Below are 21,828 nucleotides of genomic sequence, written 5' to 3'. Positions count from 1 at the left end.
CCGCGCGGACAAAATGGTGGAGTACGAGCGCAAGGCCGGCGCAGACTAGCATCGCTAGCAGCCAGTACCGGTCATGGAGGTGAAGAACCGACCTGATGCCGGCACCCGCGAGGGTGCCGGTCAGGATCGGAGGGAGCAGACGGGCTGTGAATACGATGACATCCTTGATGGTTGATTCTCCGTGTAGGCGAGGGGGCAATGGCAAAGGGATGGGATGCGGGCGTTGATACACGCGGCACGCCTAGCGATACCCGGGCATGATCTCGTCCTCGACCATGCGATACAGGTCGTCGCGGATGAACTGCGCGAACTGCTCGCGGTCGTAGAAAGCCACGGTGAGGAGAAGGGCCGTGAACGCAATGGCGCTGCCCTTGATCATGTCGACTATCCCGAGGGCAATCCCCTGCGCTAGCGCTGGGTAGGCCTCCTGCAGGCCAGCGAGCCCCAGCAAGATTCCAAGGCACGAAGTACAGGCCATGAAAACCGGGGCGAAGAGCGTCAGCGTGGCGACGGTGTTGCAGAACACCCTGACGGAGCGGGGAAGGCTCGCATGGTCCGGGTGGATGAAGGAAAACAGCGACGTTTGCTGTTGATCGTTATACATCCGTACTCCTTAGATAATAGATTAGATCTGTTCCCATCACGACGGCCCGTCGTGCGGGAACAGATCCAGGTTCCCATGGCCCAGTCAGAAAGCAAGTTGATACGGACTAGCGAAGCACGATAAGCGGGCGACCTCGTTTGGGCAGCCACAGACGAGGTCCGGGACGCTTGCGGCGCGTGTGTTTACGCATCGCCCGGGGCGTGCGACGCCGGTTCTGTCGCAGCATCCGTCGCGAGTGTGCGATAGGGCGCCTGAGGTCGGTGCTCAGGCGGCGGTACCAGGTTGCAATCCCCTCGAGCGGGATGCTTGCGTCGATGTAGCCAGTGACGCCTGAGTCGGTCACGACCTTGATAACTTCGCAGGCGTTGACTGCAGTAAAGCGTGTGGTTTTCATGTGGGATCTCCGTGCTCGTACTTTTAACGTCTCATTTGTGGATATGACGCCGTACCCACCGTGCGACTACGATGAGCGGTGCGCAAACATCAAGGAGGAGTAGTCGGCACTCCTCGACGAAGACATGCCAGAGGTTATTTTGGGGATTGCCCATAGGGTGTCCTTGTATAAGTTGGTTCACCGGAGTAAACAGGTTTCCGGAGCGAAAGCAGGCCGCTTACCGATGCGACATGGAGGCGACGCGCGAACCATCCGGTGTAGGGGCTAACGCTGGCGGGATGCCGCGGCGCTGTTCTTCCCGCATGGCCTGCAGATCCCGAGGCATTCGCGAAAGATCGGCACCTGCGCCGACGAACGTGTATTCACGGCGACCGGTCCTGATTCCTCTGTCTTCGCTGGGCGTGCAGTCGATGCCCGTTATCACGGCATCTGTTGTATCCGGCATGGTCAATGACGTGACCTCTGCGAGTTGGGTCGTTGCGGGTGGCCTATGTTCTGGCGTCACGATGCTCACCGGTCCAACACCGTCTTCCGTCAGATCGGAACCAGCGAAAGAATGTGAAGTTGTGTGCGCCGATACGGCGGCGGTAAAGATCGACGCTGCCGCGATCCCTGCTGTAGTGGATTGCTTAGAATCTTTGATGCACATCGAGTCACTCCATCTGCTTATGGTTGTTCATCAGCCGGACAGAACCTAGGGATGCCATCCGACAGCCTTGCCTGCGCGTGATGCTGCGCGAGGACAAATCCAGAGTCACATGGAGTTCCGAGGATGCAAGTCAGGGTGCCCGGCACCGATACGTCTCGTGAGCGCACTGCCGCTGGGGAGCGATCCACCTTCGGACCATGGGTAAGTGAGCGCAGCGGCCCGTGCGGGTCGATCAGCTAGGAGGAGGGCGGCAAGCTTCCTGCTGCATCGGGCTGTCACAGTGATGTATAGGAAGCTTGCGTGACAGAAAGCAGAGCGTCTTTGAACGCTTCTGGTGAAGCGCTGCTTCGTGGTAAATCCTAAGGCGACCCTTATTTCGATAGTGGAAAAGTCTCGCCAACCCCTCGTGAGGTGCGAGCGCCCAGGCCTCCGCCGACGGGATTCTGTGAATGCGGGAGCGACCGGCTCTCGATACTCGATAAGTGACATATCGCGCGAAGCCAGATCGGAGGCGAGACCTCGGGTGGTGAATCCGGCGTTAAGTGGTATCAGCGGTGCTTACGTTCGCCTGACGAATGCCGACATAACCTGTGTCGGGGACAGCGTTCGACCGAACGGCACTGGCGTGGTATCTCCGCGCGGCGGCTGGCGTAGCGCCAAATGCTGGGATTTCACATTGTGGAGTTGGCGAAGAGGACAAAGCGTAAGAACCCCGAGGGGTTGCGGCCTGGCCGCCAGAAGGCAGAGCGTGGCTGGGAAGCCTAGTTTGCAGCGGTTCTCAAGGAGTATGGCGTTACGTGCGCGAACGGCGCCGTTGCCTCAACCGTGACTCAGTGGCACAACGCCAAGGTGGTCTTCGGCGGCCTGCACGTCTGGCACGAGAAGCTCGCCATGCGGAATCGAGGAACCGCACAACCGTAACGACAGGCACATCCGTGCGTTGGTTCGTTACTGGTATGACCAGGGTAACAAGCCGAAGACTCTGTTCGGCGATCGTATTACGTAGCCCGGGAATCGCGACCCCGGCCAGGCCCGCGCGCACGACCTCGGTCTCGATGGTATTGAGGATCCGCGCGAGCGTCGCCGGGTCACCGGCGCCCAGGCGTGCGCGCAGTTTCCGTACCGACACGACGTGCCGGAAGCGCTCGCCGGAGGGCGGCTGGTGGTCGTTGTCCATGCCCGCTTCGGCGAGCATCGCGAGCACCGTGGTGCGGATCTGGTCGGCGGAGACGGCGGCAGGGCGGGACATCGAGGACCTCCAGCGGCGGCACGCCAGCACACCTTCGGCGAAAGCGAGGAGGGCCGGGCACAGGCGGGATTTTCCAGTCTAGAACACGCACAGGTCTAACGCCAGATAGCCGGTATTGCATCGAAAACGGAAAGCTTTTTGCGGTGATAAACCAGGGTTATCACCGCAATCACGCGGTGGCAATGCCACCGGAAACGGACTGGGGTAGGGCGTCGCCGTTCGCGTTGTTCTACGGCGGGGCCCCGCGCGACGGAAGGACTGCAGTTCGGCCATTGCCGACGTTGGGATGGGCTGGGTTTTACGTCAGCAATATGGCTTATTGCTGACGATGGCGGCATCGAGCAACCCGACAGCAGCATCCTGCATCAGTGAACTCTACTCCCGACCCTCAACGGAAGTCGCCGATGGCAAAGTGTCGCGCCGGAAAGCGGCCAGTCGCCGTTTGAGCTCAGCCAACCAAGCCACCCCAGTTGACGCGGCTCGGTTACACCGAAAGGTTATTCGAGATGCATCACGCGCGCCAGGATCAAACGAACCAACGGAGTCGGCATCATGGCACTGAAATCAGCGCTAGCCGATGCCGAAGTGAATCATCGCGTCGGTGAACAGCGGTGACGCAAACGGCCATTCTCCTTCCGGTAGGACATCCTGTCGTCCGAGGATGCGCGTCGCCTCATCACGGGTTGTCGCCGCCAGTCTGTGTCTTGAGGTAGCCAAGGCCGCCGCAATGCTCTTAGCGCTTCGCAGTTCGGTGTGGAAGTGCGCCATCTGGACCGTTGTCGCAGCATCGTGGACATGCCAACTCGCGGCAACAACATTTCTCGCACCAGCAAGCAGCAGAGCAGTCGGGACGCTTGTGAACTCGCTCGCCGCGTGGTCGCGAGGGGAACCGACCGAGCAGGCAGAGATCGTCGCAAGTTCGCAGTTCCTGGCATCCAGCCGCTCGAAGATTCCAAGGATTGTGAGGCGCCCGCAGCCGAAAGCGCCGGTCGCGATCACTTGCGGAGGCTGGTGCGACGCCTTAAGGACGAGCCCGCTCAGATAGGGATTGTCGATGTCAAATTCCCCGTGGCCCGCGAAGTGCACGCGACGTGCCGACGGCATCGCATCGACCAGCGCCCCGATGGTTGGTGCTAAGCGCAGGAAGCCCGTCAGCAACTCACATTCCCTAGCGACCATCGCGAGCGAGCCAGTCGCGTCGCCGATGGCGACTGAGGTGCCGTCGGCCGCACGCGGGCGACTTGCCAGCAAGCCTATCGATCGCAGGGACGGCACAAGCGAAAGCGACAACGCCGGCCTGCGTCTTGTCAGCGCCCATAGCGGGATGAAGGAAAGCTCCGCATGCACTGAGGCGATCAGGCGCTCGACATTTTCGCCAAGGGCATCGACCAGTGGGCGCACGAAGTCGCGATCGAGTTCGTCGTACAGAGCTTCGAGCGTGGGACTGATTCCGGCTTCGACGGGCAGTTCGTCGTCCAGTGGGAGTGTCGGCGCCCTGAGGTCGCTACGGTTCAACCCGAGGCGCTGCACTTCTGCTTTCCAAGCGACGCTCCAGCGCGCACGCCACGCCCTCCGCTGAGGCCGCTCCCACGGAATGTGTAGGACTCGCAGTGACTTGCCTTGCTCGGCAAACAGACAGACGACGCCAGACTCGATGGAGCTGAGGTCGATCGCCGCCGCATCCGCAGGTAGCTTGAGCTCACTGTCGTCCACGGGACTCGCCGCATCGGGCGGTCGCGCACCAGTGCTTTCGACGATGGCCGCAACGGACCGGGCCGCCTGATCGCGTCGCTTGAGGACGAGATTCATAGACTCGCCTTCCTGTGCCGCCCACTCGACCGCCAAGTCGGCACTGATCAGCGAACAGATGGCGTTCTCGAACTCGGGCATGCCGAGGCCGCGGCTCCAGTCGACCAACTCAAGCCAGCGGTTGAAGCTCCGCGCGCGCGTCCGGTCCGAGATTCGTCGAACCGAACCGGGGTCAATGGGCCAGGGCTCTCCCTTGTGGTTCTCCCCCTCGATACAACTGACTAACAGGGCAATCTCGGCAGCGCTTGACGTTGCCGCGACGGCGATCTGGCGCACCTCGGAGGCACCGGCCTCGTCCCACAGCCGCTGCGCATCGTCGAGTACGCGTTCGCTGCGGCGCTGGGCGTCGCCCCAGTAGCTTCCCTTGAAAAGAATCTTGGCCTCGTTCGACCGCAGCGACAGCGCCAGCCATGGGGCCTGAAGCCTGTCTGCGCTGTCGACAGCGGCTCTGACGGCCATCAGCGCGAACTCGGTATTACCCCGACGCTCGTATAGAGCCGCGAGCAGGTTCCTAGCCATCGGCTCGAGTTGCGTGCCATCGGCTTTACCTTGCTTGATGAGGGCCTTAATGGTCCGCTCGTGCTCTTCGGTCGGTGCCCCAACCTGCAACGCGTGGGCAACGGCGGCCAAGCCGTTGAAGCCGGCGAGGTCGGGAGCGCCGTTGTCGCCGATGACGGGTTGCTTGCGCCAACGCGCCGCCGACTTCATGTCGCCTAGGCGCTCAGCTTCTGTCGCCGCCCGCTCCAGGATCGCGGCACCGCGCGCCCACTCGCCGACCAGTTCCCAAGTGATTCCGACCTCGCTCAGGCAAAAAGCCGCAGCGTGCGCGTTCGAATCGCGGACCGCCTGCCGGCGCCCCTGCTGAAACGCATTGATGGCCTCGAGCGGCCGCCGGGCTTGGCGCAACGCCTCGCCGGCGATCAGATAAATCCTCGCCGTCGGCATCGGCCGAACGACGTCATCGAGCCATGTGCTGCTTCGTCGGCTGGCATCGCCGCGCTGGTGGTGCTCAATCGCAAGCAGTGCACGCTGAACGGCAGCATCTTGCAGGTTCATCATCATCGCGCATTTGGTGCCGTTCACCAAGATGTCCAGCTCGAAGGCATCGGCTTCGCGCCGCTCATCCAACTCGTAGGCTTCGAAAGTCTGGTTGCCTCGGTCGAACGCCTTCAGTTTGATGAGAAAGCGCAGACGCATGGCGGTCGCAGCCCGCCAAACAATGGCGTCACCCGAACCGCCGGCCGCGCTATCGATCTCTTGATCGATCAGGGCGACGGCACTCTCTTCGGCGTCCAGACTTTCGAGCTTGTCGGCCAGCAACAGAGCCAGCCGCATGGCAAGCGCCGCATCAACGTGCCTCTGGATGCGCACCGCCATACGCGCAATGGCCGCGACGCGCATCGCCAGCGAGTCCTTCAGCGCACGGTTGAAGATTAGTTCGTGCACGAAGGCGGTGAGAACTTCGAAGCGCGACTGGGGCGACTCGATCGCGTCCGCAGTGCGAAAGACTTCGTCGAGGCGCGACTCTTCCTCCGCTTCCGCCCTCGCTTCGAGCAGGTTGTTTCCGATTTGGCGAAGCAGCGCTATTAGCCGCTCTTCAGCAGGACTCACCTGTCCGTCCTTGCGTGCCGCAGCAGATCGATTCGGGTCGATTGTTCGAACGGTTGTACGATCGCGGCCGCGCAAGGCAGCCAGTCGACTTGGAAGGGCTCGCAGGCTTTCCGCAAGTCGCGCAGCGTCGACTTGATCACCACCAGTACGCTTGGATGAGCGCCATCGAAGATGCACTGGTCGCCAGAGATGACTTTTGTAGCGCCGGCATCGGCCAAGCAGCCGAAGTAGATCATCCACATGCCGTGCTGCGGATCGAGGTCGAGGAACAGCGGAAAGTGCGGGACGCTGGCCTGCAGCTTGTTCACGAATGCGCGGATGCGCGGGATGAGTTGCACCGGACGCGAGTCTCCGTCGGCAGGAAAGGTGACGACGCAGTTGCCGAACATCGCCTCGCGAGCATGCCGAGCGACCGTTTCGAGGCTAAGCAGCTTGACCATACGATAGGTATCGCAGGCCGCGACGTCACTCTCAGCCATTTGAAGAATGACCTTCTTTTGCTGCTTTTCTTCATTGCCCGTCCCGTGTGGGAAGCAGGCCTTGATGTTGGGCAATGGCTCGCCGGCCCGCGCGGCGGCCGCCTTGACAGCTACCATCAGACTGTCATCGTCGAACTGCTTCTCGAAGACGTAAGCGACGGTGAGCCAGAGTCCCCATCCGATCTGGGAGGCGAATCCGCCATCGATCGCCTTGCGGACACCGAAAGCAACAGCCTGCGGATCGCTGCGAACGACTTCGGTGACTTTCTCGGTGTCGATTGCCATGCCGCCCTGGGGATGGTTCTCGTACAGCGGAATCAACCGTTCCATCGCCACTTTTGCCCGTTCGCCTATCGTCATATCGCCTCCGCACATCCCCGCCAACACGGTACGCCGGAAGCCTTTCGAAGAGAAGCGGAGGCTCCTGCAGCGCGACAGGCACCACGAATCCCCATCGACTTGGCCGTATGGAACGGCGACGGGTCTGGTAGCAAGGACTTCGCGCATCGGTGCCGCGCTGCCGAAAGCGCGTACGGCGAGAGGTATTGCGATTTCACCCTCTTTCGCTGATGCGCTCGGCAGTCAGGCTTCACTCTAACAGGCTGCTGAAATACATCCCAGCTGCGTCTTTATGTGCTTAAAATGAATCTTGGTTCCCGATCCATCAACCGCTCATAGTCTATGTGCGGCACCGACACCTTCACCGAAAGCCTGTTTCCCCTGCGCAAGCTGGAGGACTTTGTCTAAGGAGTTCTTGCAGGTCTGCCAGGAGATGAACGTGACGCCGCATTTGGCACAGAACAAGTCAGGCCGGGAGTCTGCGGTGCCGGACCCCATTGCACAAAGCAAGGGGTATGCGATGTCGCAACAAGAGCGCAAGCTGATTGGGCAAGGGTTTGGCTGGGCCAAGACGGTGGGAGGGATGCGTCAGGTAATGGTGCGCGGGCTGAAGAAATTGGATCAGATGTTTGTTCTGACCATTGCAACCTGCAACCTGGTGCGCATGCGCACCCTGGGACAAATCCGTCTGCAGCGGCCCCTAAGATGTGGTGTGCACTAACCTGGGGAGACCATGACACTTGACGGCAAGACAATTGGCTTGGCGCTATCCGGCGGCGGTTTCCGGGCCACGTTCTTTGGCCTCGGGAGCCTATGGCGCTTGAACGAAGCGGGTCTGCTCGGTCGCTTGGATCGTGTTTCCAGTGTCTCGGGTGGATCGATCTTGGCCGGATTGCTCGCCCACCGATGGCGGCGACTCGAATTCGCCGACGGTAGCGCTCGAAATTTCAGGGCCGAGGTGGTGGACCCACTGCGGGCGCTGTGCGACAAGACCATCGACGTCTCGGCGGGCATCAAGGGCCTCATTAACCCGTTCAAGTCGGCTGGCGAGTACTTGGCGGATTGCTACGACAAGCACCTGTTCCATGGCGCCACCACCCGCGATATGCCAGACCCAGCACGGCCGGGCGAACCGCGGTTTGTGCTTCACGCCACCAACATGCAGACCGGACGCAACTTCCGGTTCCGGCAGGACATGCTGGCAGATTGGAAACTGGGCACGTCACCGGGTGCCAGTGTGCCGCTCGCGCAAGCGGTCGCCGCATCGAGCGCCTTCCCGCCCGTGTTCTCGCCTATCGTCGTCGAGACCGACCCATCCACCTGGGCCGAGGGCGAAGACATCCCGAACCTGGATCAGCTGCGTCGCCGGATCGTGTTGACCGACGGCGGCGTGTACGACAACATGGGACTTGAAACACTCGTTGACAAAGTCGATCTCGTGCTCGTCAGCGATGCTGGCGCGCCCTTCGAGATTGAACGCGACCCGTCGGAGACGCCACTACAGATGGGCAGAGTCCGCGACATTCTTATCGACCAGACCCGCGCGCTCCGCAAACGGTGGCTGATCGATGAGTTCACTGCCGGCCGACGCCACGGTGCTTACTGGGGCCTGGACACGCAGATAGGTGACTATTCGGATCCGCTGGCGGCGGCCCAGGACAACGGGATCACAGGCGCGCTGGCGCAGATACCCACACGGCTGGCAGGCTTCGGTCAATTGACCGAGGGACGTCTAACCAACTGGGGTTACGCGCTAACGGACGCGGCGCTCCGTCGACGCGCCGGACTGCCGATTGCAAATTCAATCGGGCTACCCGTGCCGGACGCGCCATTGAGTTGAGGACCAGCGCCCATGACCGTACTGCTCGACGATGAACAGACCGATCCAGGCACGCACGTGCTCCTGGTTGGCGTTGGCGACTATCCGTACCTGAAGGACGGTGACGACGCCAAGCCGTTCGATATGGCCATGGGCATGGGGCAGTTGTCGTCTCCCCCTCTGTCGGTCCATGCACTCGCAACTTGGTTCATGGATGCCGGCACAGGCTTCCATAACCCGGATCGGCCCTTAAGGTCGCTGCAAGTGCTCTGTTCAGCGGATGGACCGGTGCTTATCAACGGTACAGGTGGTGTGCCATATGCCGTGGATCGTGCCCGAATGCCCGTAGTCAAGGAAGCAGTGATCGACTGGATGGCACGCGCCGGCCGTAACCCGGAAAACTTGGCGGTCTTCTTCTTCTGCGGACACGGACTGGCGTTCGGCGAAGCCGAGAACGCTCTGCTTTTGGAAGACTTCGGCGGCAATCCTGTGAACCCCATGGCCGATGCCATTGCGTTCGACAGCATGCGCCTGGGCGTCTTGCGCCATTGCGCTGCAAAGCTCCAGATCCATCTGGTCGACGCCTGTCGTACACCGCCGACGAAGGAATTCCTGGAGATCTACGGCAACGGCGCGACGGGTGACCCCATTGCAGCCGCCGGACTCAGCCGAAAACTGCGCGACAAGATTGCACCGGTGTACTTCGCCACCGGATTGGCATCAGCCGCCTACGGCCTGAACGGGCAACCCAGCTTGTTCACCCAGGGGCTGCTCCAGTCCATGCGCGGACCAGCAAGCCGCGACAAGGACGACCACTGGGAGGTTCAGGTCCCTGCTCTCGCGGAGGGCATCAACAAATGCGTGGCCAGCATGTCGTTCCAGGTCCAGCCGCAGTACTGCCAGCCCCACGAAACCGGCCCAGAGTTGATGATTCACCGGTTGCGCGCCGACCCCGAAGTCATCGTCAAGGTCTTCACCCGCGATCCGAACCTGCTGCCGCAAACAATCCTCGCACTCGTCGATGAGGACACTCAGGCGCGTGAAGAACGTCCACCCGATCCAGCGCCCTGGTGGGTCGCGCTCTCGACGGGTTCTTATCGATTCGAAGCGCTCGCCGCTGGCGACAAGACCCAGGTGCTAGCTCAGAGGAGCAAGTACGTGATGCCACCCTGCGTGGAGGTCGGATTATGAGCACCGGTCAGTTGGCGATCCGGCTGTCATCGCCGAGTTGGGGGACCGGGTCTGAGACCCTGGCAATGGCCGAGGTGACCGCAGCACCTCGCAGCGGGACGCGAGCACCAAGTCTCAAGATCCTACTCGGTGTCAACGATGCGCCGAAGAACCTTTCACTCGACGCTGGCCAGTACTTCGTGCGCCTATTTCTTCCGAGTGGTGACGGCCAGGCGGAGCGCGTTGAGGTTCGGGACGGCCGCCTGACGGAGCTGAATTTCGACATCGGCAAGTCCCCGCACGAGTGGCTCGGATCGGCAGCGAGCTTGGGCATCGTGCAGACGCTGCCGCGCGGGAACGAAGCGAGGTCACTCGAGGCCGCGCTCAGTCGCCCCGCACCGGCCATCTTTCGAAGCGGCCCAAAAACTGCGCGCGCGGAAACGCCCGATCTGTTCAATCGCAGTTCAACGCAGTTCCGAGAACTGGCCGCAAGAGCCGTGCTGTCCTTGGACCGCAGTACGAGTGAACTGGATCGCATCAGTGGCTACCATCGTGTGGCCCAGTCTGCGGGCTGGCGGTGGATTAACCGCGTGAACCCAACGCGCTCATTTCCGAAGAACCGCCTGTCGCCGGTGGACTTGACGCACTGGTGGACGGGCGATCCAGTTTCAGATCCGGTGCTCATGAATCTTGTGGAATCGGACGAGCGCAATGCGCGAATGATGCTGCCGGTGCCCGCATCTGGCGCACTGATGAATGGCGATGGAGCACGCGCCTTTGCAGCGGTACGCGACCCGGTCGGCGGCACTTACTACGCCGTTTTCCCGGAAGGTTGGGCGAGCACGTCGGAGAACCGCCTCGGCCAACTCGTCGCCCCGTCGGTGCTGCTAACGGTGGTCATCGATACCGCGATGACTTCTGCAGACTCACGCTCAACCTCGGCACGTTGGCGATGCGCGCCAGAGATCGACGATGTGGAGTCCATGAGCCTGCTCGGCTTCTTGCACACCGGTCAGACCGAGGCAGGTCAGATGATGCTCGAACGCGCGCATGCCTGGCTCTTCGAGAAGACCGTGAACCCGGTCGCTGCAGCAGCAGGGGCCTACATGCTGCTCTCGCACAGGGAGGAAGCGAACGTGCGGCTCGAACGCGACTGGCGCCGCTGGGTCGGGAACCTCTACCGTTGGTTCCCAACGATCCCCGACGGCGCGATTGCGATGGCCCAGATGGCGTTGACGTATGGTGAAACCGGACGCGGCGACGAAATCGACGTGGAAAAGCTCCGGGGGTATGCGCTTGAGGCGGTTCGGCGCGGACTGCCCTATCTTGGCACGGGCGTTCGCCGTCTGACCGACGTGCTGGTCGCAATCGACGGGGATGACCGAGCCGAAGGGCGCTCGGGACCGCAGGTTGAGGGCACGCGCATGGCCTTGGCCCTGGTGCGCGAACTGGGACGCGTCACTGTCCCCGGCGAATTCTTTACCGTCCTGCGACTGGACGAGGAGCGCGCATGAGCAACGTATACCGCATCCATGTGCTCCCAGCCCAGCGGGGAGATGCACTGTGGATTGAGTACGGAACCGAAGATGCGCCGAACCACATCTTGATCGATGGCGGCATCACAGCGACAGGTCGGGATCACCTTCGCAAGCGAGTGGAGGAAGTCGGCACCCCGCTGCATTTCGCACTGCTGGTCGTGACCCACATCGACCTGGACCACATCCAAGGCATCCTCCAGTTCCTGGAAGACCTGCCCGACGGCATCACCTTCGGCGACATCTGGTTCAACGGCTGGGACCAGATGAAGGCAATCGGCCTCGAACCGATGGGGGTCAAGGAAGGCATCCGCCTATCGGAGATCCTGAAGAAGAATCACAAGGCGACTTGGAATAAGGCGGCCGACGGCAAGGCCATTGCGCTCGAGGCGGACGGCAGCGTCGTCACGTACTCGATCGACGGAGGCATGAAGTTGACCGTACTCGGCCCCGCCCACGAGCAACTCGTCAAATTGCGCGAGCGCTGGGACGACGTCATCGAGGAGTTTGGCGCTGCAGAAGAGGCCGAAGACAGCGGCGAAGTGCCGTCAGGCCTCGACTTGGGAACACCAGGCTTGGAACCGATGGGGCCAATGGACATCCCCGAGCTAGCCAAAAGTAAGTTCAAGGAAGATGAAACCATCCCAAATGGCTCGAGCATTGCGCTCGTGCTCGAGTACGAAGGAAGAATTGCTCTCATGCTAGGGGACGCTTACCCTTCGGTAATCGCGAACAGCCTGCGCACCCTCTCTCTCAACGAGCGCGTCAAGGTTGACGTGGTCAAGCTGGCCCACCATGGCAGCCGCAACAACACGGATCGCGCCATGGCATCACTGCTCTCCGCGCCCACCTGGATCTTCAGTTCGAACGGTGCCGGCAACACCAAGCACCCGCACAAGGAGTCGGTGGCCCGCGTGCTCCACGACAGCAAGGACGTTAAGACACTCATCTTCAACTACCGCACAAGCTTCAATGATGTCTGGGACGACGAAGACCTCATAGAGGAGTTTGGGTACGAGGTCGTCTACGGCGACGGTCACTCGCCTGTCGTCGTAGTGCTGAAGTAGGTACGACCAACTTTGTTGCTCAGTGCGGTCAAGTTCAAAGACACGTTAGGCAGTCTGAATCGTCTCGGTTGGTGTGGTAGCTAACGCTAGCGAGACAAGCGTTAGCTACCACACCACATCGTCAAAGGCTGAATCGATTTGGAACCAGTAGACAGCCTGAGCCTCAATTCGACGCGCCATAGCTGCCACTAAGCAGCGCCCGCTCCTGGCCGAAAGCACCAGCTCGATGAGCGTGCCGCCGTGAGGATGTTGGAATTCTCAATGGCAGCTTTCCGGATCTTTGAGCGAACGCGTACTGCGGCCGACCACTTGTCCTTCATGTTGCATCGGTAACCGGCAGGTCCTCGGCCAGAACAGCCGTTGGGACGGACGGAGCCTACGCCCGCAATGGGGAGGACTGTTGACGGAGACAGATTTAGGCAGACGGGCGGCATCTTCCCGCATCGGTGAACTCACACTCCCCACCCGACGCGGTCATACGAACTTTTAGTGAACCAGAGACCGCTCCCGGGGGTACAACGGCCATTGCTCCTGTCATCCGGGGCTGCCCACGGTACTTCAGGCGAATACTTTGGCGCGATGGTCAAGGCACTATTAGGGAGTGTCGGCGTTACTTCGTTCTCCGACGTATGGTCATCGTGGAAGGTTATGGGGGCAGCATTTATCGACGGGCACGCTCACAGCCGAAGAACAAATTGCCATCTCAACATACTATTCGCGACGCAGTCGCTTACGTAGCACTTTCACCGCAATCGCCCGGTTGTCCTGCATCGCGGCCCAGTTAGCCGGCATCGCTTCGCGCGTATGGATTTCGAGCGCGGCATCGTAGCCGGCGATCGCATCGTGCAGCGCCTGCAACCCATCCGAGCCGCCCATGCGCTCACCAAGCGCTCGCAGTGCATTTGCCCTGTTGTACTGCGTCGTGGCCCAGCCACCGGGCATCGCTTCGCGAGTACGGACTTCGAGCACGGCATCGTAGCTGGCGATCGCCTCGCGCATCGCCTGCAACCCGTCGTTACCGCCCACGCGCTCACCGACCGCCCGTATTGAACTTGCCCGGTTGTCCTGCGTCGCGGCCCAGCTAACCGGCATCGCTGCGCGGGTATGGATCTCGAGCGCAGCATCGTAGCCGGCGATCGCGTCGCGCAGCGCCTGCAACCCGTCGCAGCCGCTCACACGCTCACCAAGCACATGCAGCGAATTCGCCCGGTTGTTCTGCGTCCCGGCCCAGCTCGCGGGCATCGCTTCGCGGGTATGGACCTCAAGCGCGGCATCATAGGCGCAGATCGCGTCGCGCAGCGCCTGTGACCCTTCTTCGCCGCCCACGCGCTCACCGAGCACATGAAGTGCACTCGCCCGGTTGCTCTGCGTCGCCGCCCAGCTCGCGGACATCGCTTCGCGGGTATGGATCTCAAGCGCGGCATCGTAGCCAGCGATCGCCTCACGTAGCGCCTGCAACCCATCGTCGCCGCCTACGCGCTCACCGAGGGCTCGCAGCGCAATCGCCCGGTTGTTCTGCGTCGTTGCCCAGCTTGCTGGCATCGCTTTGCGGGTATGGATCTCAAGCGCGGCATCGTAGCCGGCGATCGCGTCGCGCAGGGCTTGCAACCCGTCGCAACCGCCCATGCGCTCACCGAGCGCTCGCAGTGCATTCGCCCTGTTGTTCTGTGTCGCAGCCCAGACGGCGGGCATCGCCTCGCGGGTCCGGACGTCGAGTGCGACATTGTAGCCAGCGATCGCGTCGCGCAGGGCCTGCATTCCTTCGTCGCCGCCCACGCGCTCGCCGAGTATTCGAAGTGCACTCGCCCGATTGTCCTGCGTCATGGCCCAGTCAACGGGCATCGCTTCGCGGGTCCGGATCTCAAGCGCGGCATCGTAGCCGGCGATCGCGTCACGCAGCGCCTGCAGCCCCTCATCGCCACCCACGCGCTTTCCGAGCACTCGCAGTGCGCTCGCTCGGTTGTTTTGCGTCGCCGCCCAGCCAGCGGGCATCGCTTCGCGGGTACGGATCTCGAGCGCGCCAGCGTAGCCAGCGATCGCGTCGCGCAGGGCCTGCAATCCGTCACGGCCACCTACGCGTTCACCGAGCACTCGCAGCGCACTTGCCCGGTTGTCCTGCGTCATGGCCCAGTCGGCAGGCATCGCTTCTCGGGTCCGGATCTCAAGCGCGGCATCGTAGCCGGCGATCGCGTCGCACAGCACTTGTAACCCATCGTTGCCGCCTAAGCGCTCACCGAGCACTCGCCGTGCACTTGCCCGGCTGTCCTGCGTCGCCGCCCAGCTAGTAGACATTGTTGATGAGTTGAGCAAAGTCAACGCGTTATCGAAACACTGAACTGCATTGCAAAGTTCCTGCGTCCCCCCGAACAATAAACAGTGATCGTAACGCTGCAGTCCTTCGTTTCGCATTGCCGTGCCTCGAAGAATCCCCATCTCAGGTATGAGACAGTTTGCAGCTTCTTTCCAGAGTACCGCGGACTCCAAGAACCGCAATCGTGCTGACGCAAGGAGCGCCTGCTGCGCGAGAAGCTGATATTCAACTTCCGCCTCTTGGTACCGCCTCACTTTCACAGCCGCGCGAAATCGACCCCTTGCCGCTTCGAGTGCTTTCTCGGCCTGGACAAGGTCAACAGGCGAGCCGGTATCGAGCGCAGCGATCGACAGGTCCAACTCTTCCTGAACGTCCGGCTGATCCTTCAACCGTGCCCGCAGAACGTCGAGTTCAGCGCGGAGTTCGCGGTGAGCGCCGAGAGACTTTTCCAAAGCTGGGCGGACCTGGTCGACTGGCAAGTCAGGTTGCGCGAGAATGACGCGCACTAGCGCCGATACCTCTTCCAACGTTGCCGCATGCACCGAGCGGAGCGCCTCGAATTCCTCGACGGCAGACGCACCATACCGAGCCAACAACTTCTCCATGGCTCGTTGAAGCGTGTCCACACCGTGCTGAAGCCCCTCGATGCCCGAGTCGACCTTGGACTCGATACGGCCGACGCCGAGTTGTATGTCATTCACACGACCGATGAGGTCTGCGAGATCTTCGGCGACGCTGTCGAATGTCAGACGAAACTCCATCCAAGCTTGCCAGCGTTGCTGTTCGTCTGTATCAAGCGAATCGAGGCGGGCTGAGAGGTCGGCATAGGACGAGCCCAGTTGGGCCGACAAATGGCACTGAACGTCAAGTTCCCAAGCAACGCGGGCAGACTCATTGGCCGGATTTTTCAGTTCTTCGCGGAATGCCAGCCTCAGTGCATCCCACCATCCCCCCGGGTGCATTTCGAGTTGCCTGCGCAAAACGTCGGGCAGGCCCGCAGGAGCGAGCGGTGCAAGGTCCGACTTGGAAAGCGCACCGAAACGCGCTGGACGGGCGAGAGCCCTCTCGAGTGCCTGAATATATTCAGCGGTCACGCGCTGGCGCATTCCCGTAATGCTTGACGCGGAGAGGCACTCGGAACCCGCACGGATCAGGCCCGGCAAGTCTGAAAGCGCCGCGCCGTTCAGACGGACCAACTCGGCGACGGGCATGTTTTTCAGCGCCTTTCCGGCACGCTGAAATGCTCGACGAACCCTCAATAGAGTTCCAATGTTCTCGTCGTGGCGCGCCATCACCCAAACCCGCAATGTCTCAGCAATCCGGCCGGGTCCCAACCGCAGACCAGCGCTACCCAGCATTGCGCAGTCAATCATTTCGACCAGAGTTTCGCATTCCGCGTGGCGCAGGGCACGTAGTAGGTGATGATTGCCGTCTTGCCCACCACGACTGAGCAGTTCCGCCAATTCAGGTACCCGATTGATCACCGGTCGCGCACCCCACTTGCCCGCCTCCCACAATAAGTTCGCGGCAAGATTACCGACCACGCCACCGAAGAATGGACTTCCGAGGCACCTGCTGTCGCGCCAAAGCGCGGCAATCGGGCCTTGTGATGCGTCAGTTGGCATGAGCACTCCAGTTCTGTTGCACCGATGGCTGGACGCGTGGCAGGACTTCCGCCGGCGCGTGAGCAACCGAACGCTTGAAATGAGACCGAGCAGCATTCTGCGTAGGTATCTTTCGCGATAGTCCGCCCGTATGTTCAAGGCATATCAAGAGAGGATACCGTGCGCGCCGAACGTGTGCTGCAGGCATATGACATCCGGACGCGCTGCGTAGTGATGCAGCGCCGCCCCGTATGTCGGCCAATCCGATAAAATCTGCAGACGAATACGCAAGAAGTACGCATCGCCGGGGGTAGTTTCCAGGCGATTCTGTAGAGTGATCCGAGGACGACGCGAAATGGACAAGGAACCGTTAGATAAAGCGAAGGCACCGGGTGCCGACCAGAAGATGATGAAGCCGATGACGGAGATGGAGCGGCTCGGACTGGATCCTTTGCTAACGCAGTCCGTCAAAAAAATTGAAGCAATGGAGGCCGCGAGCTGGGCCCACCAACTCAAAGCGATCGACGCCCTTAAGCTCGACCCCACGATGACATCTTCCTTCAAGGCAATCGAGGCGCTGAAAGCCGACACCGGCTTGCTACAGCAGATCAAGTCGCTGCAGGCTTCCTTCGACAATGGGATTGGACAGCAAATCAAGTCGTTCCAGGCTTCCTTCGATACTGGGATTGGACAGCAGATCAAAGCACTCCAAGCTTCCTTTGATAACGGGTTGGGACAACAGATCAGAGCGATCCAGGACACTTTGGACACTGGATGGGCCAAGCACCATAAGGCGATTGAGGCTGCTCTCAATCCTAACTGGGCGCGGCAGCTAAGAGCAATCGACGCGTTCAGATTGGAACCTTCGTTCTTGGCTTCGGCGAAGGCGTTCGAATCGGCTTATGCCGATCTGCACGCGAACAAGTGGTTGCAAGATTTGCAGACTGACAAGTTCACCGATTTACTGAGGACATGGAAGGCCGCTAATCCCATCACGGAACTCGGTGAAGTGGTCGAGGCGATGAGGTCGAATGGACTTGTCGAATCGGCGACCCGTCTGATTGGGACAAATCCGCCAGCACCCGTATCGATGACAGTTGGGGACATCGCTGACGTGCAAGCAGTTGTTGACAGGGCCATCGATCGCGCCGCACAGCAAGCAGAAGCGAGGATGGCGCCGTTCGTGCAGACGATTGTTGATGAAATCCTGTCGATGAAGGACTCGCGCCTTAAGGCCTTTGTGGTGCTCTTTATCGTCCCGGTTCTGATCAGCGCAATCTACATGATCCTGAATCCGGTCGCCGATTTCTATGTAAAGAGGGCGCTCGAGGAACACTCCCGCACCGCCTCGCCGCGCGAGGTCAAACAGAACATCCGCAAGAAAGCCGTCATCTATGCAGCAGATCGGGAACAACTTCATTCGTTCCGGTTCGTTTTGAAAGAGAAACTGGAAGTACACGCCCATCCGTCGAGCAAGTCTCTGGCTGTCGGGAATCTCTCGCTCGGGCAGGTGGTTATGCTGCTCGAGAGGCAGAGAGCGTGGTCTTCCGTCGCGTGGATCGCCGACGACGAGTCACCCGCAGTCCACGGGTGGGTGTACTCGCGCTATGTAAGCAAGATCGTCTAGAGTTATATGCCAGTCGCGTCGCTGATAGCAGCAACCACTGCGTCGCTCTCGCACAGGCTATGCCTTTTGAGCGCATTCAACCCGGCTCGGAGCACGACGGTCGGGAAACCATGCTGAGTAGAGTTCGAAGTTCCCTAAGAGGCAGTTCATGCGCCGCGACAACTTGGGGAGCTGCGGTGGGCAGTTGTATCCCCAGAAACAGCCATTGGTGTTGCGCCGGTCTGAAAGGCAGCTCAGGGTCGGAAGTGTGAGTTCGCTGATGCAGGAAGCTGCCGTCCGACTGCTCGATGCCGCCACTGTCAGCAAGCCGCCACATTACTGACGTAGAACCCGACCCGCCCCAATGTCGGCAAAGGCCGAGAACCTGCCGCCCGCTTCGGACTTACGGAGGACCGTTGGACCCCGGTAACGCCTACGACGCGGGGCGACCCGGCCAGCCATCCTGGACCGGACGGGACTTGCCAGCCCGTGGCCGCGTGTGACCGCCGGGGGCGCACAGCCAGTGTGGCGGTGATAACTGGACTTATCACGGCATGCCGCCCCCGGGGGGGCGAGACGGGGTGGGTTGCGCCCGGGCCACCCGTGCTCACGCACACACGGTAAGAAAGAGGGGGCAGGGAATGCAGGCGAACCGGTCGTTATCACGGCTAGCGGCACTAATCGAGCTTCAAGAGTGACTTCTGTGAGCTATTTGTTGCTCTCCCAAATGCTGAAAGTGTTGTGCTTATTTAGAGTGTCACACGCCCTGGCACTCAAGAATCGAAAACGGTCAATTTCAAACCGGCATTCGGAATCCGCGGCTTGCGCGAGTGAAGAAGCGGTCCGAATCCTTGCTCTTTCGTAAGCGCCCGGCAAAGTCAGGGGTGAGCTCAATCAGGGTACAGATGGTACCCAGTTATGGGGAAGCAATTCGGCGATCTTATCGGCCCGCTGTGTCGGCAACCGCGTGAGGACGTCTTTTAAGTATGCGTACGGGTCGTGCCCGTTGAGCTGTGCGGAACGCACCAGACTCATGATGGCAGCGGCTCGTTGACCAGCGCGTAGAGAACCTGCAAATAACCAGTTCGCCCGTCCGATTGCCCAAGGTCTAATCAGATTCTCGATTCGATTGTTATCGATGGGCACGTGAGGATCGTCGAGATAGCGCGTGAGCGCCTGCCAACGCTTGAGGTTGTAGTCCAGTGCTTTGGCGATCGGCGAGCCCTCGGAGACAAGTTTGCGCTGTGCGAGCATCCAGACGTGCAACGCCTGTGCAATTGGCCGGCCTCGCTCCTCACGAATCGCTCGTCGTTGCTCAGGGTCTAACTCGGCAGCGTCGCGCTCCACGTCGTAAAGCGCCACGAAGAATTTCAATGCCTGCTCGGCGATCTGGCTCTTCTTGCTCGCATGCAGATCGAAGAATTTTCTCCGCGCGTGCGCCATGCAGCCAATTTCCGTGATGCCCAGTTTGAATCCTGCTTTATAGCCGCTGTAATCGTCGACGACCAGCTTGCCACGCCAGTTGCCCAAGAAGGCGCGGGCATGTTCGCCAGATCTGCCGTCGGCGAACTCGTACACGACAGCGCGCACCTCTGCAAACTGAGTCGACGTGTAGGCCCATAAATAGGCGCTATGCGTCTTCCCTTTGCCGGGGCTCAACATCCGCACCGGTGTTTCGTCTGCATGTAAGACGCTGTGGCGCAGCAGTTCCTCGCGAAGTGCGTCGACCAAGGGCTGCAAACGTACACCGCATACGCCCACCCAGCCGCCGAGCGTCGATTGTGGAATTGCTAGGCCAGCCCGGGCGAAGATGCGTTCCTGCCGGTACAGAGGAAGGTGGTCGCCGTATTTGGCAACCAACACCTGCGCGAGCAAGCCATTCGTCGGAATCCCTTTGTCGATCACATGCGGTGGCACCGGCGCCTGGATCAACGTCTCGCACGCTTTACATGCCCACTTCCCACGGATGTGGCGCTCAACAGTGAACACGCCCGGAGTGTAGTCGAGCTTCTCACTGATATCCTCGCCGATGCGCACGCGTTGGCAGCCACAGGGGCAGCTCAACTCCGTCGGCTCGTGATGGATGTCAGTGCGCGGCAACTGGGGCGGCAACGGCAAGCGTTTGGCCTGCTTGCGGGGCTTCTCCTGCGGGGCGTCCGAACGAAGTTCATTCAACTCGGCCTCAAGCGCTGCCAAATCCTCGTCAATCGCTTCGTCGAGCAGGCTCAACTGCTCGGCAGTGAACTGTTCGCTACGTCTGCCGAATTGCAGGCGTTTGATGACCGAGAGCTCATGGGTGAGCTGGTCAATGCGCGTTTGGCGGTAGTGCGATTCACGCGTCTTCTCGTCGACCTGGGTCATCAACTGCCGCGCAAGTGCGCGCAGTTGATCGGGGTTCAGGGCATCGAGATCAGTGGGTGAATTCATGCCCCCAAGTTTGCCAGCACCTGCACGCCGGGGGAATCGAAACTGTTTACGTCATTTGCTATACCACCGCGATTACGTGGTCGTGCGCCAACGTCTGCCAGGGCAGCCCGATCACGAGTGCGCGCAGTTGCTCGAGATTTAACGTCTCAGCAATATCACTATGACCATTGGCCCAAACGAAATGACCTTTGTTCAAGCGTCGTGCGGCAAGCCAGACGCCAAAACCGTCGTACACCAGGACCTTCATGCGCGTCGAGCGCTGATTGGCAAACAGATATGCATGATGTGGCCGTGCGGACCCAAATACCTTCACCACGCGAGCAAGGATGGTATCAGCGCCGGCACGCATATCGAGGGGCTCGGTCGCAAGCCAAATGGCGTCGATGCGGATCATCGCAGCACCTCCCGAACCCAAGCTGCGCTGTCACCCAAGCAAAGCTGCGGCCACAGCACTGACACGGTTGTGCCATTGCGCTGAATGTCGATACGCACGTTCGCTTGCGCCGCGTCGGGCGCTTGAGCTATCGGCGCGGTCATTGGCAACGCGACGAAGGCAGGCTTTACGTCGACAACAACCGATTTGGGTGCGGGCGGCGCAGCGTCACTGGAATCGGCGGCATCTTTAATCCAACGCCGCAGCACATTGGGGTTCAGACCATGCGAAATCGCCACGGCTGAACATGAGACGCCAACCTGGCGACATTGTTCGATAAGCTCTGACTTAAACGAGGTGCTGTAGGTGCGCCGCGTGCGCCCGGTCGGAATGTCTTGGGAAATAGTGTGCACGTGTCCGCTTCCTGATCGTGGAAACGTATGCTCTTACGCCAAAGAATAGAAAACCAGATGAGATTGCCGGGTGCTTACGCTCTTTCACCTATCGGACAAATGCGACGGGAATTTAGGTTTTTAGTGCTGGATTTGGGGCGTTCGGGCTGATTCAGAGAGCAGTCGAGCAAACGGTCTGCCCTGCAGGTCGCGGCAGAAATGGAGTAGCAGGGGGGTTGTCGGGGATAACAAAATCAATGAGTTAGCGAAGTGCTTTGTCGCACTGTGCGACAAAGCGGCGCTAACGATTGGATGCTAGGTCCGCGTGCGAGGCCGCTAGAGGGGATTCGCGATTTGCCGCGAGCGGATATGCGGTGGATGGTGCGAGGG

15 protein-coding genes and 1 pseudogene are annotated in these 21,828 nt (G+C 60.8%); 6 read left to right on the top strand and 10 right to left on the bottom strand.

What is annotated here, in order from left to right; all coding sequences use genetic code 11:
* Positions 1–241: 241 nt before the first annotated feature.
* From ACSOSP_RS40605 to ACSOSP_RS40580, 6 genes are all read right to left on the bottom strand, one after another.
* Positions 242–604, bottom strand: coding sequence for a hypothetical protein (locus tag ACSOSP_RS40605; protein ID WP_455315590.1), 363 nt, complete (start codon positions 602–604; stop codon positions 242–244).
* A 106-nt stretch (positions 605–710) separates the two neighbouring features.
* A complete protein-coding gene (locus tag ACSOSP_RS40600; protein WP_455315589.1) occupies positions 711–998 on the bottom strand; it encodes a hypothetical protein in 288 nt (95 codons plus the stop codon).
* 217 nt (positions 999–1,215) lie between these two features.
* On the bottom strand, positions 1,216–1,647 hold the full coding sequence (locus tag ACSOSP_RS40595) for a hypothetical protein (RefSeq protein ID WP_455315588.1): 432 nt from the start codon (positions 1,645–1,647) through the stop codon (positions 1,216–1,218).
* 793 nt (positions 1,648–2,440) lie between these two features.
* Entirely contained in the window at positions 2,441–2,896 is a 456-nt protein-coding gene (locus tag ACSOSP_RS40590; protein WP_455315587.1) for a hypothetical protein, read from the bottom strand.
* A gap of 570 nt (positions 2,897–3,466) precedes the next feature.
* Positions 3,467–6,316, bottom strand: coding sequence for a CHAT domain-containing protein (locus ACSOSP_RS40585; protein WP_455315586.1), 2,850 nt, complete (start codon positions 6,314–6,316; stop codon positions 3,467–3,469).
* On the bottom strand, positions 6,313–7,155 hold the full coding sequence (locus ACSOSP_RS40580; RefSeq protein ID WP_455315585.1) for a hypothetical protein: 843 nt from the start codon (positions 7,153–7,155) through the stop codon (positions 6,313–6,315). Before ACSOSP_RS40580 ends, ACSOSP_RS40585 begins: the two co-directional genes overlap by 4 nt.
* 388 nt (positions 7,156–7,543) lie before the next feature.
* Here ACSOSP_RS40580 and ACSOSP_RS40575 point away from each other — a divergent pair.
* The 5 genes and pseudogenes from ACSOSP_RS40575 to ACSOSP_RS40555 form a co-directional block, all read left to right on the top strand.
* A pseudogene (locus ACSOSP_RS40575) lies at positions 7,544–7,855 on the top strand (IS5/IS1182 family transposase); the annotation flags it as partial.
* A gap of 12 nt (positions 7,856–7,867) precedes the next feature.
* Positions 7,868–8,974: a patatin-like phospholipase family protein gene (locus ACSOSP_RS40570; protein ID WP_455315584.1), complete on the top strand. Its 1,107-nt coding sequence runs from the start codon at positions 7,868–7,870 to the stop codon at positions 8,972–8,974.
* Between the two features lie 12 nt (positions 8,975–8,986).
* The gene (locus tag ACSOSP_RS40565; RefSeq protein ID WP_455315583.1) at positions 8,987–10,144 is read left to right on the top strand and encodes a hypothetical protein; all 1,158 of its coding nucleotides are present in this window, start codon (positions 8,987–8,989) and stop codon (positions 10,142–10,144) included.
* Complete coding sequence (locus ACSOSP_RS40560) at positions 10,141–11,637, top strand: hypothetical protein (protein ID WP_455315582.1); 1,497 nt, start codon at positions 10,141–10,143, stop codon at positions 11,635–11,637. Before ACSOSP_RS40565 ends, ACSOSP_RS40560 begins: the two co-directional genes overlap by 4 nt.
* The gene (locus ACSOSP_RS40555; RefSeq protein WP_455315581.1) at positions 11,634–12,725 is read left to right on the top strand and encodes a hypothetical protein; all 1,092 of its coding nucleotides are present in this window, start codon (positions 11,634–11,636) and stop codon (positions 12,723–12,725) included. The genes ACSOSP_RS40560 and ACSOSP_RS40555 overlap by 4 nt, the downstream gene beginning before the upstream one ends.
* A gap of 711 nt (positions 12,726–13,436) precedes the next feature.
* Here the strand turns inward: ACSOSP_RS40555 and ACSOSP_RS40550 are convergent.
* Positions 13,437–16,247 carry a hypothetical protein gene (locus ACSOSP_RS40550; RefSeq protein ID WP_455315580.1) on the bottom strand — a complete coding sequence of 937 codons (2,811 nt, stop codon included), beginning with the start codon at positions 16,245–16,247 and terminating at the stop codon, positions 13,437–13,439.
* 748 nt (positions 16,248–16,995) lie between these two features.
* On the opposite strand from ACSOSP_RS40550, the gene ACSOSP_RS40545 reads away from it, so the two are divergent.
* A complete protein-coding gene (locus ACSOSP_RS40545) occupies positions 16,996–18,267 on the top strand; it encodes an SH3 domain-containing protein (protein WP_455315579.1) in 1,272 nt (423 codons plus the stop codon).
* 873 nt (positions 18,268–19,140) lie between these two features.
* On the opposite strand, the gene tnpC is transcribed toward ACSOSP_RS40545, so the two are convergent.
* The 3 genes from tnpC to ACSOSP_RS40530 are packed head-to-tail and all read right to left on the bottom strand — an operon-like array spanning position 19,141 to position 21,459.
* A complete protein-coding gene (gene tnpC / locus ACSOSP_RS40540; RefSeq protein ID WP_455306981.1) occupies positions 19,141–20,673 on the bottom strand; it encodes an IS66 family transposase in 1,533 nt (510 codons plus the stop codon).
* A 58-nt stretch (positions 20,674–20,731) separates the two neighbouring features.
* The gene (gene tnpB, locus ACSOSP_RS40535) at positions 20,732–21,067 is read right to left on the bottom strand and encodes an IS66 family insertion sequence element accessory protein TnpB (protein WP_408501606.1); all 336 of its coding nucleotides are present in this window, start codon (positions 21,065–21,067) and stop codon (positions 20,732–20,734) included.
* Positions 21,064–21,459, bottom strand: a complete 396-nt coding sequence (locus ACSOSP_RS40530; RefSeq protein WP_455306983.1) for a transposase — start codon at positions 21,457–21,459, stop codon at positions 21,064–21,066. The genes tnpB and ACSOSP_RS40530 overlap by 4 nt, the downstream gene beginning before the upstream one ends.
* Positions 21,460–21,828 lie beyond the last annotated feature (369 nt).

The organism is Caballeronia sp. KNU42, from assembly GCF_053760385.1.
Note: the sequence above shows the minus strand (reverse complement) of the source record. Positions and strands in the feature narration are given on the sequence as shown.

What these genes read in the sequence shown, in the direction of transcription:
- ACSOSP_RS40605 (WP_455315590.1), bottom strand. Translation starts at nt 604, where the DNA reads ATGTATAACGATCAACAGCAAACGTCGCTGTTTTCCTTCATCCACCCG.
- ACSOSP_RS40600 (WP_455315589.1), bottom strand. Translation starts at nt 998, where the DNA reads ATGAAAACCACACGCTTTACTGCAGTCAACGCCTGCGAAGTTATCAAG.
- ACSOSP_RS40595 (WP_455315588.1), bottom strand. Translation starts at nt 1,647, where the DNA reads ATGTGCATCAAAGATTCTAAGCAATCCACTACAGCAGGGATCGCGGCA.
- ACSOSP_RS40590 (WP_455315587.1), bottom strand. Translation starts at nt 2,896, where the DNA reads ATGTCCCGCCCTGCCGCCGTCTCCGCCGACCAGATCCGCACCACGGTG.
- ACSOSP_RS40580 (WP_455315585.1), bottom strand. Translation starts at nt 7,155, where the DNA reads ATGACGATAGGCGAACGGGCAAAAGTGGCGATGGAACGGTTGATTCCG.
- ACSOSP_RS40570 (WP_455315584.1), top strand. Translation starts at nt 7,868, where the DNA reads ATGACACTTGACGGCAAGACAATTGGCTTGGCGCTATCCGGCGGCGGT.
- ACSOSP_RS40565 (WP_455315583.1), top strand. Translation starts at nt 8,987, where the DNA reads ATGACCGTACTGCTCGACGATGAACAGACCGATCCAGGCACGCACGTG.
- ACSOSP_RS40560 (WP_455315582.1), top strand. Translation starts at nt 10,141, where the DNA reads ATGAGCACCGGTCAGTTGGCGATCCGGCTGTCATCGCCGAGTTGGGGG.
- ACSOSP_RS40555 (WP_455315581.1), top strand. Translation starts at nt 11,634, where the DNA reads ATGAGCAACGTATACCGCATCCATGTGCTCCCAGCCCAGCGGGGAGAT.
- ACSOSP_RS40550 (WP_455315580.1), bottom strand. Translation starts at nt 16,247, where the DNA reads ATGCCCGTCGCCGAGTTGGTCCGTCTGAACGGCGCGGCGCTTTCAGAC.
- ACSOSP_RS40545 (WP_455315579.1), top strand. Translation starts at nt 16,996, where the DNA reads ATGGACAAGGAACCGTTAGATAAAGCGAAGGCACCGGGTGCCGACCAG.
- tnpC (WP_455306981.1), bottom strand. Translation starts at nt 20,673, where the DNA reads ATGAATTCACCCACTGATCTCGATGCCCTGAACCCCGATCAACTGCGC.
- tnpB (WP_408501606.1), bottom strand. Translation starts at nt 21,067, where the DNA reads ATGATCCGCATCGACGCCATTTGGCTTGCGACCGAGCCCCTCGATATG.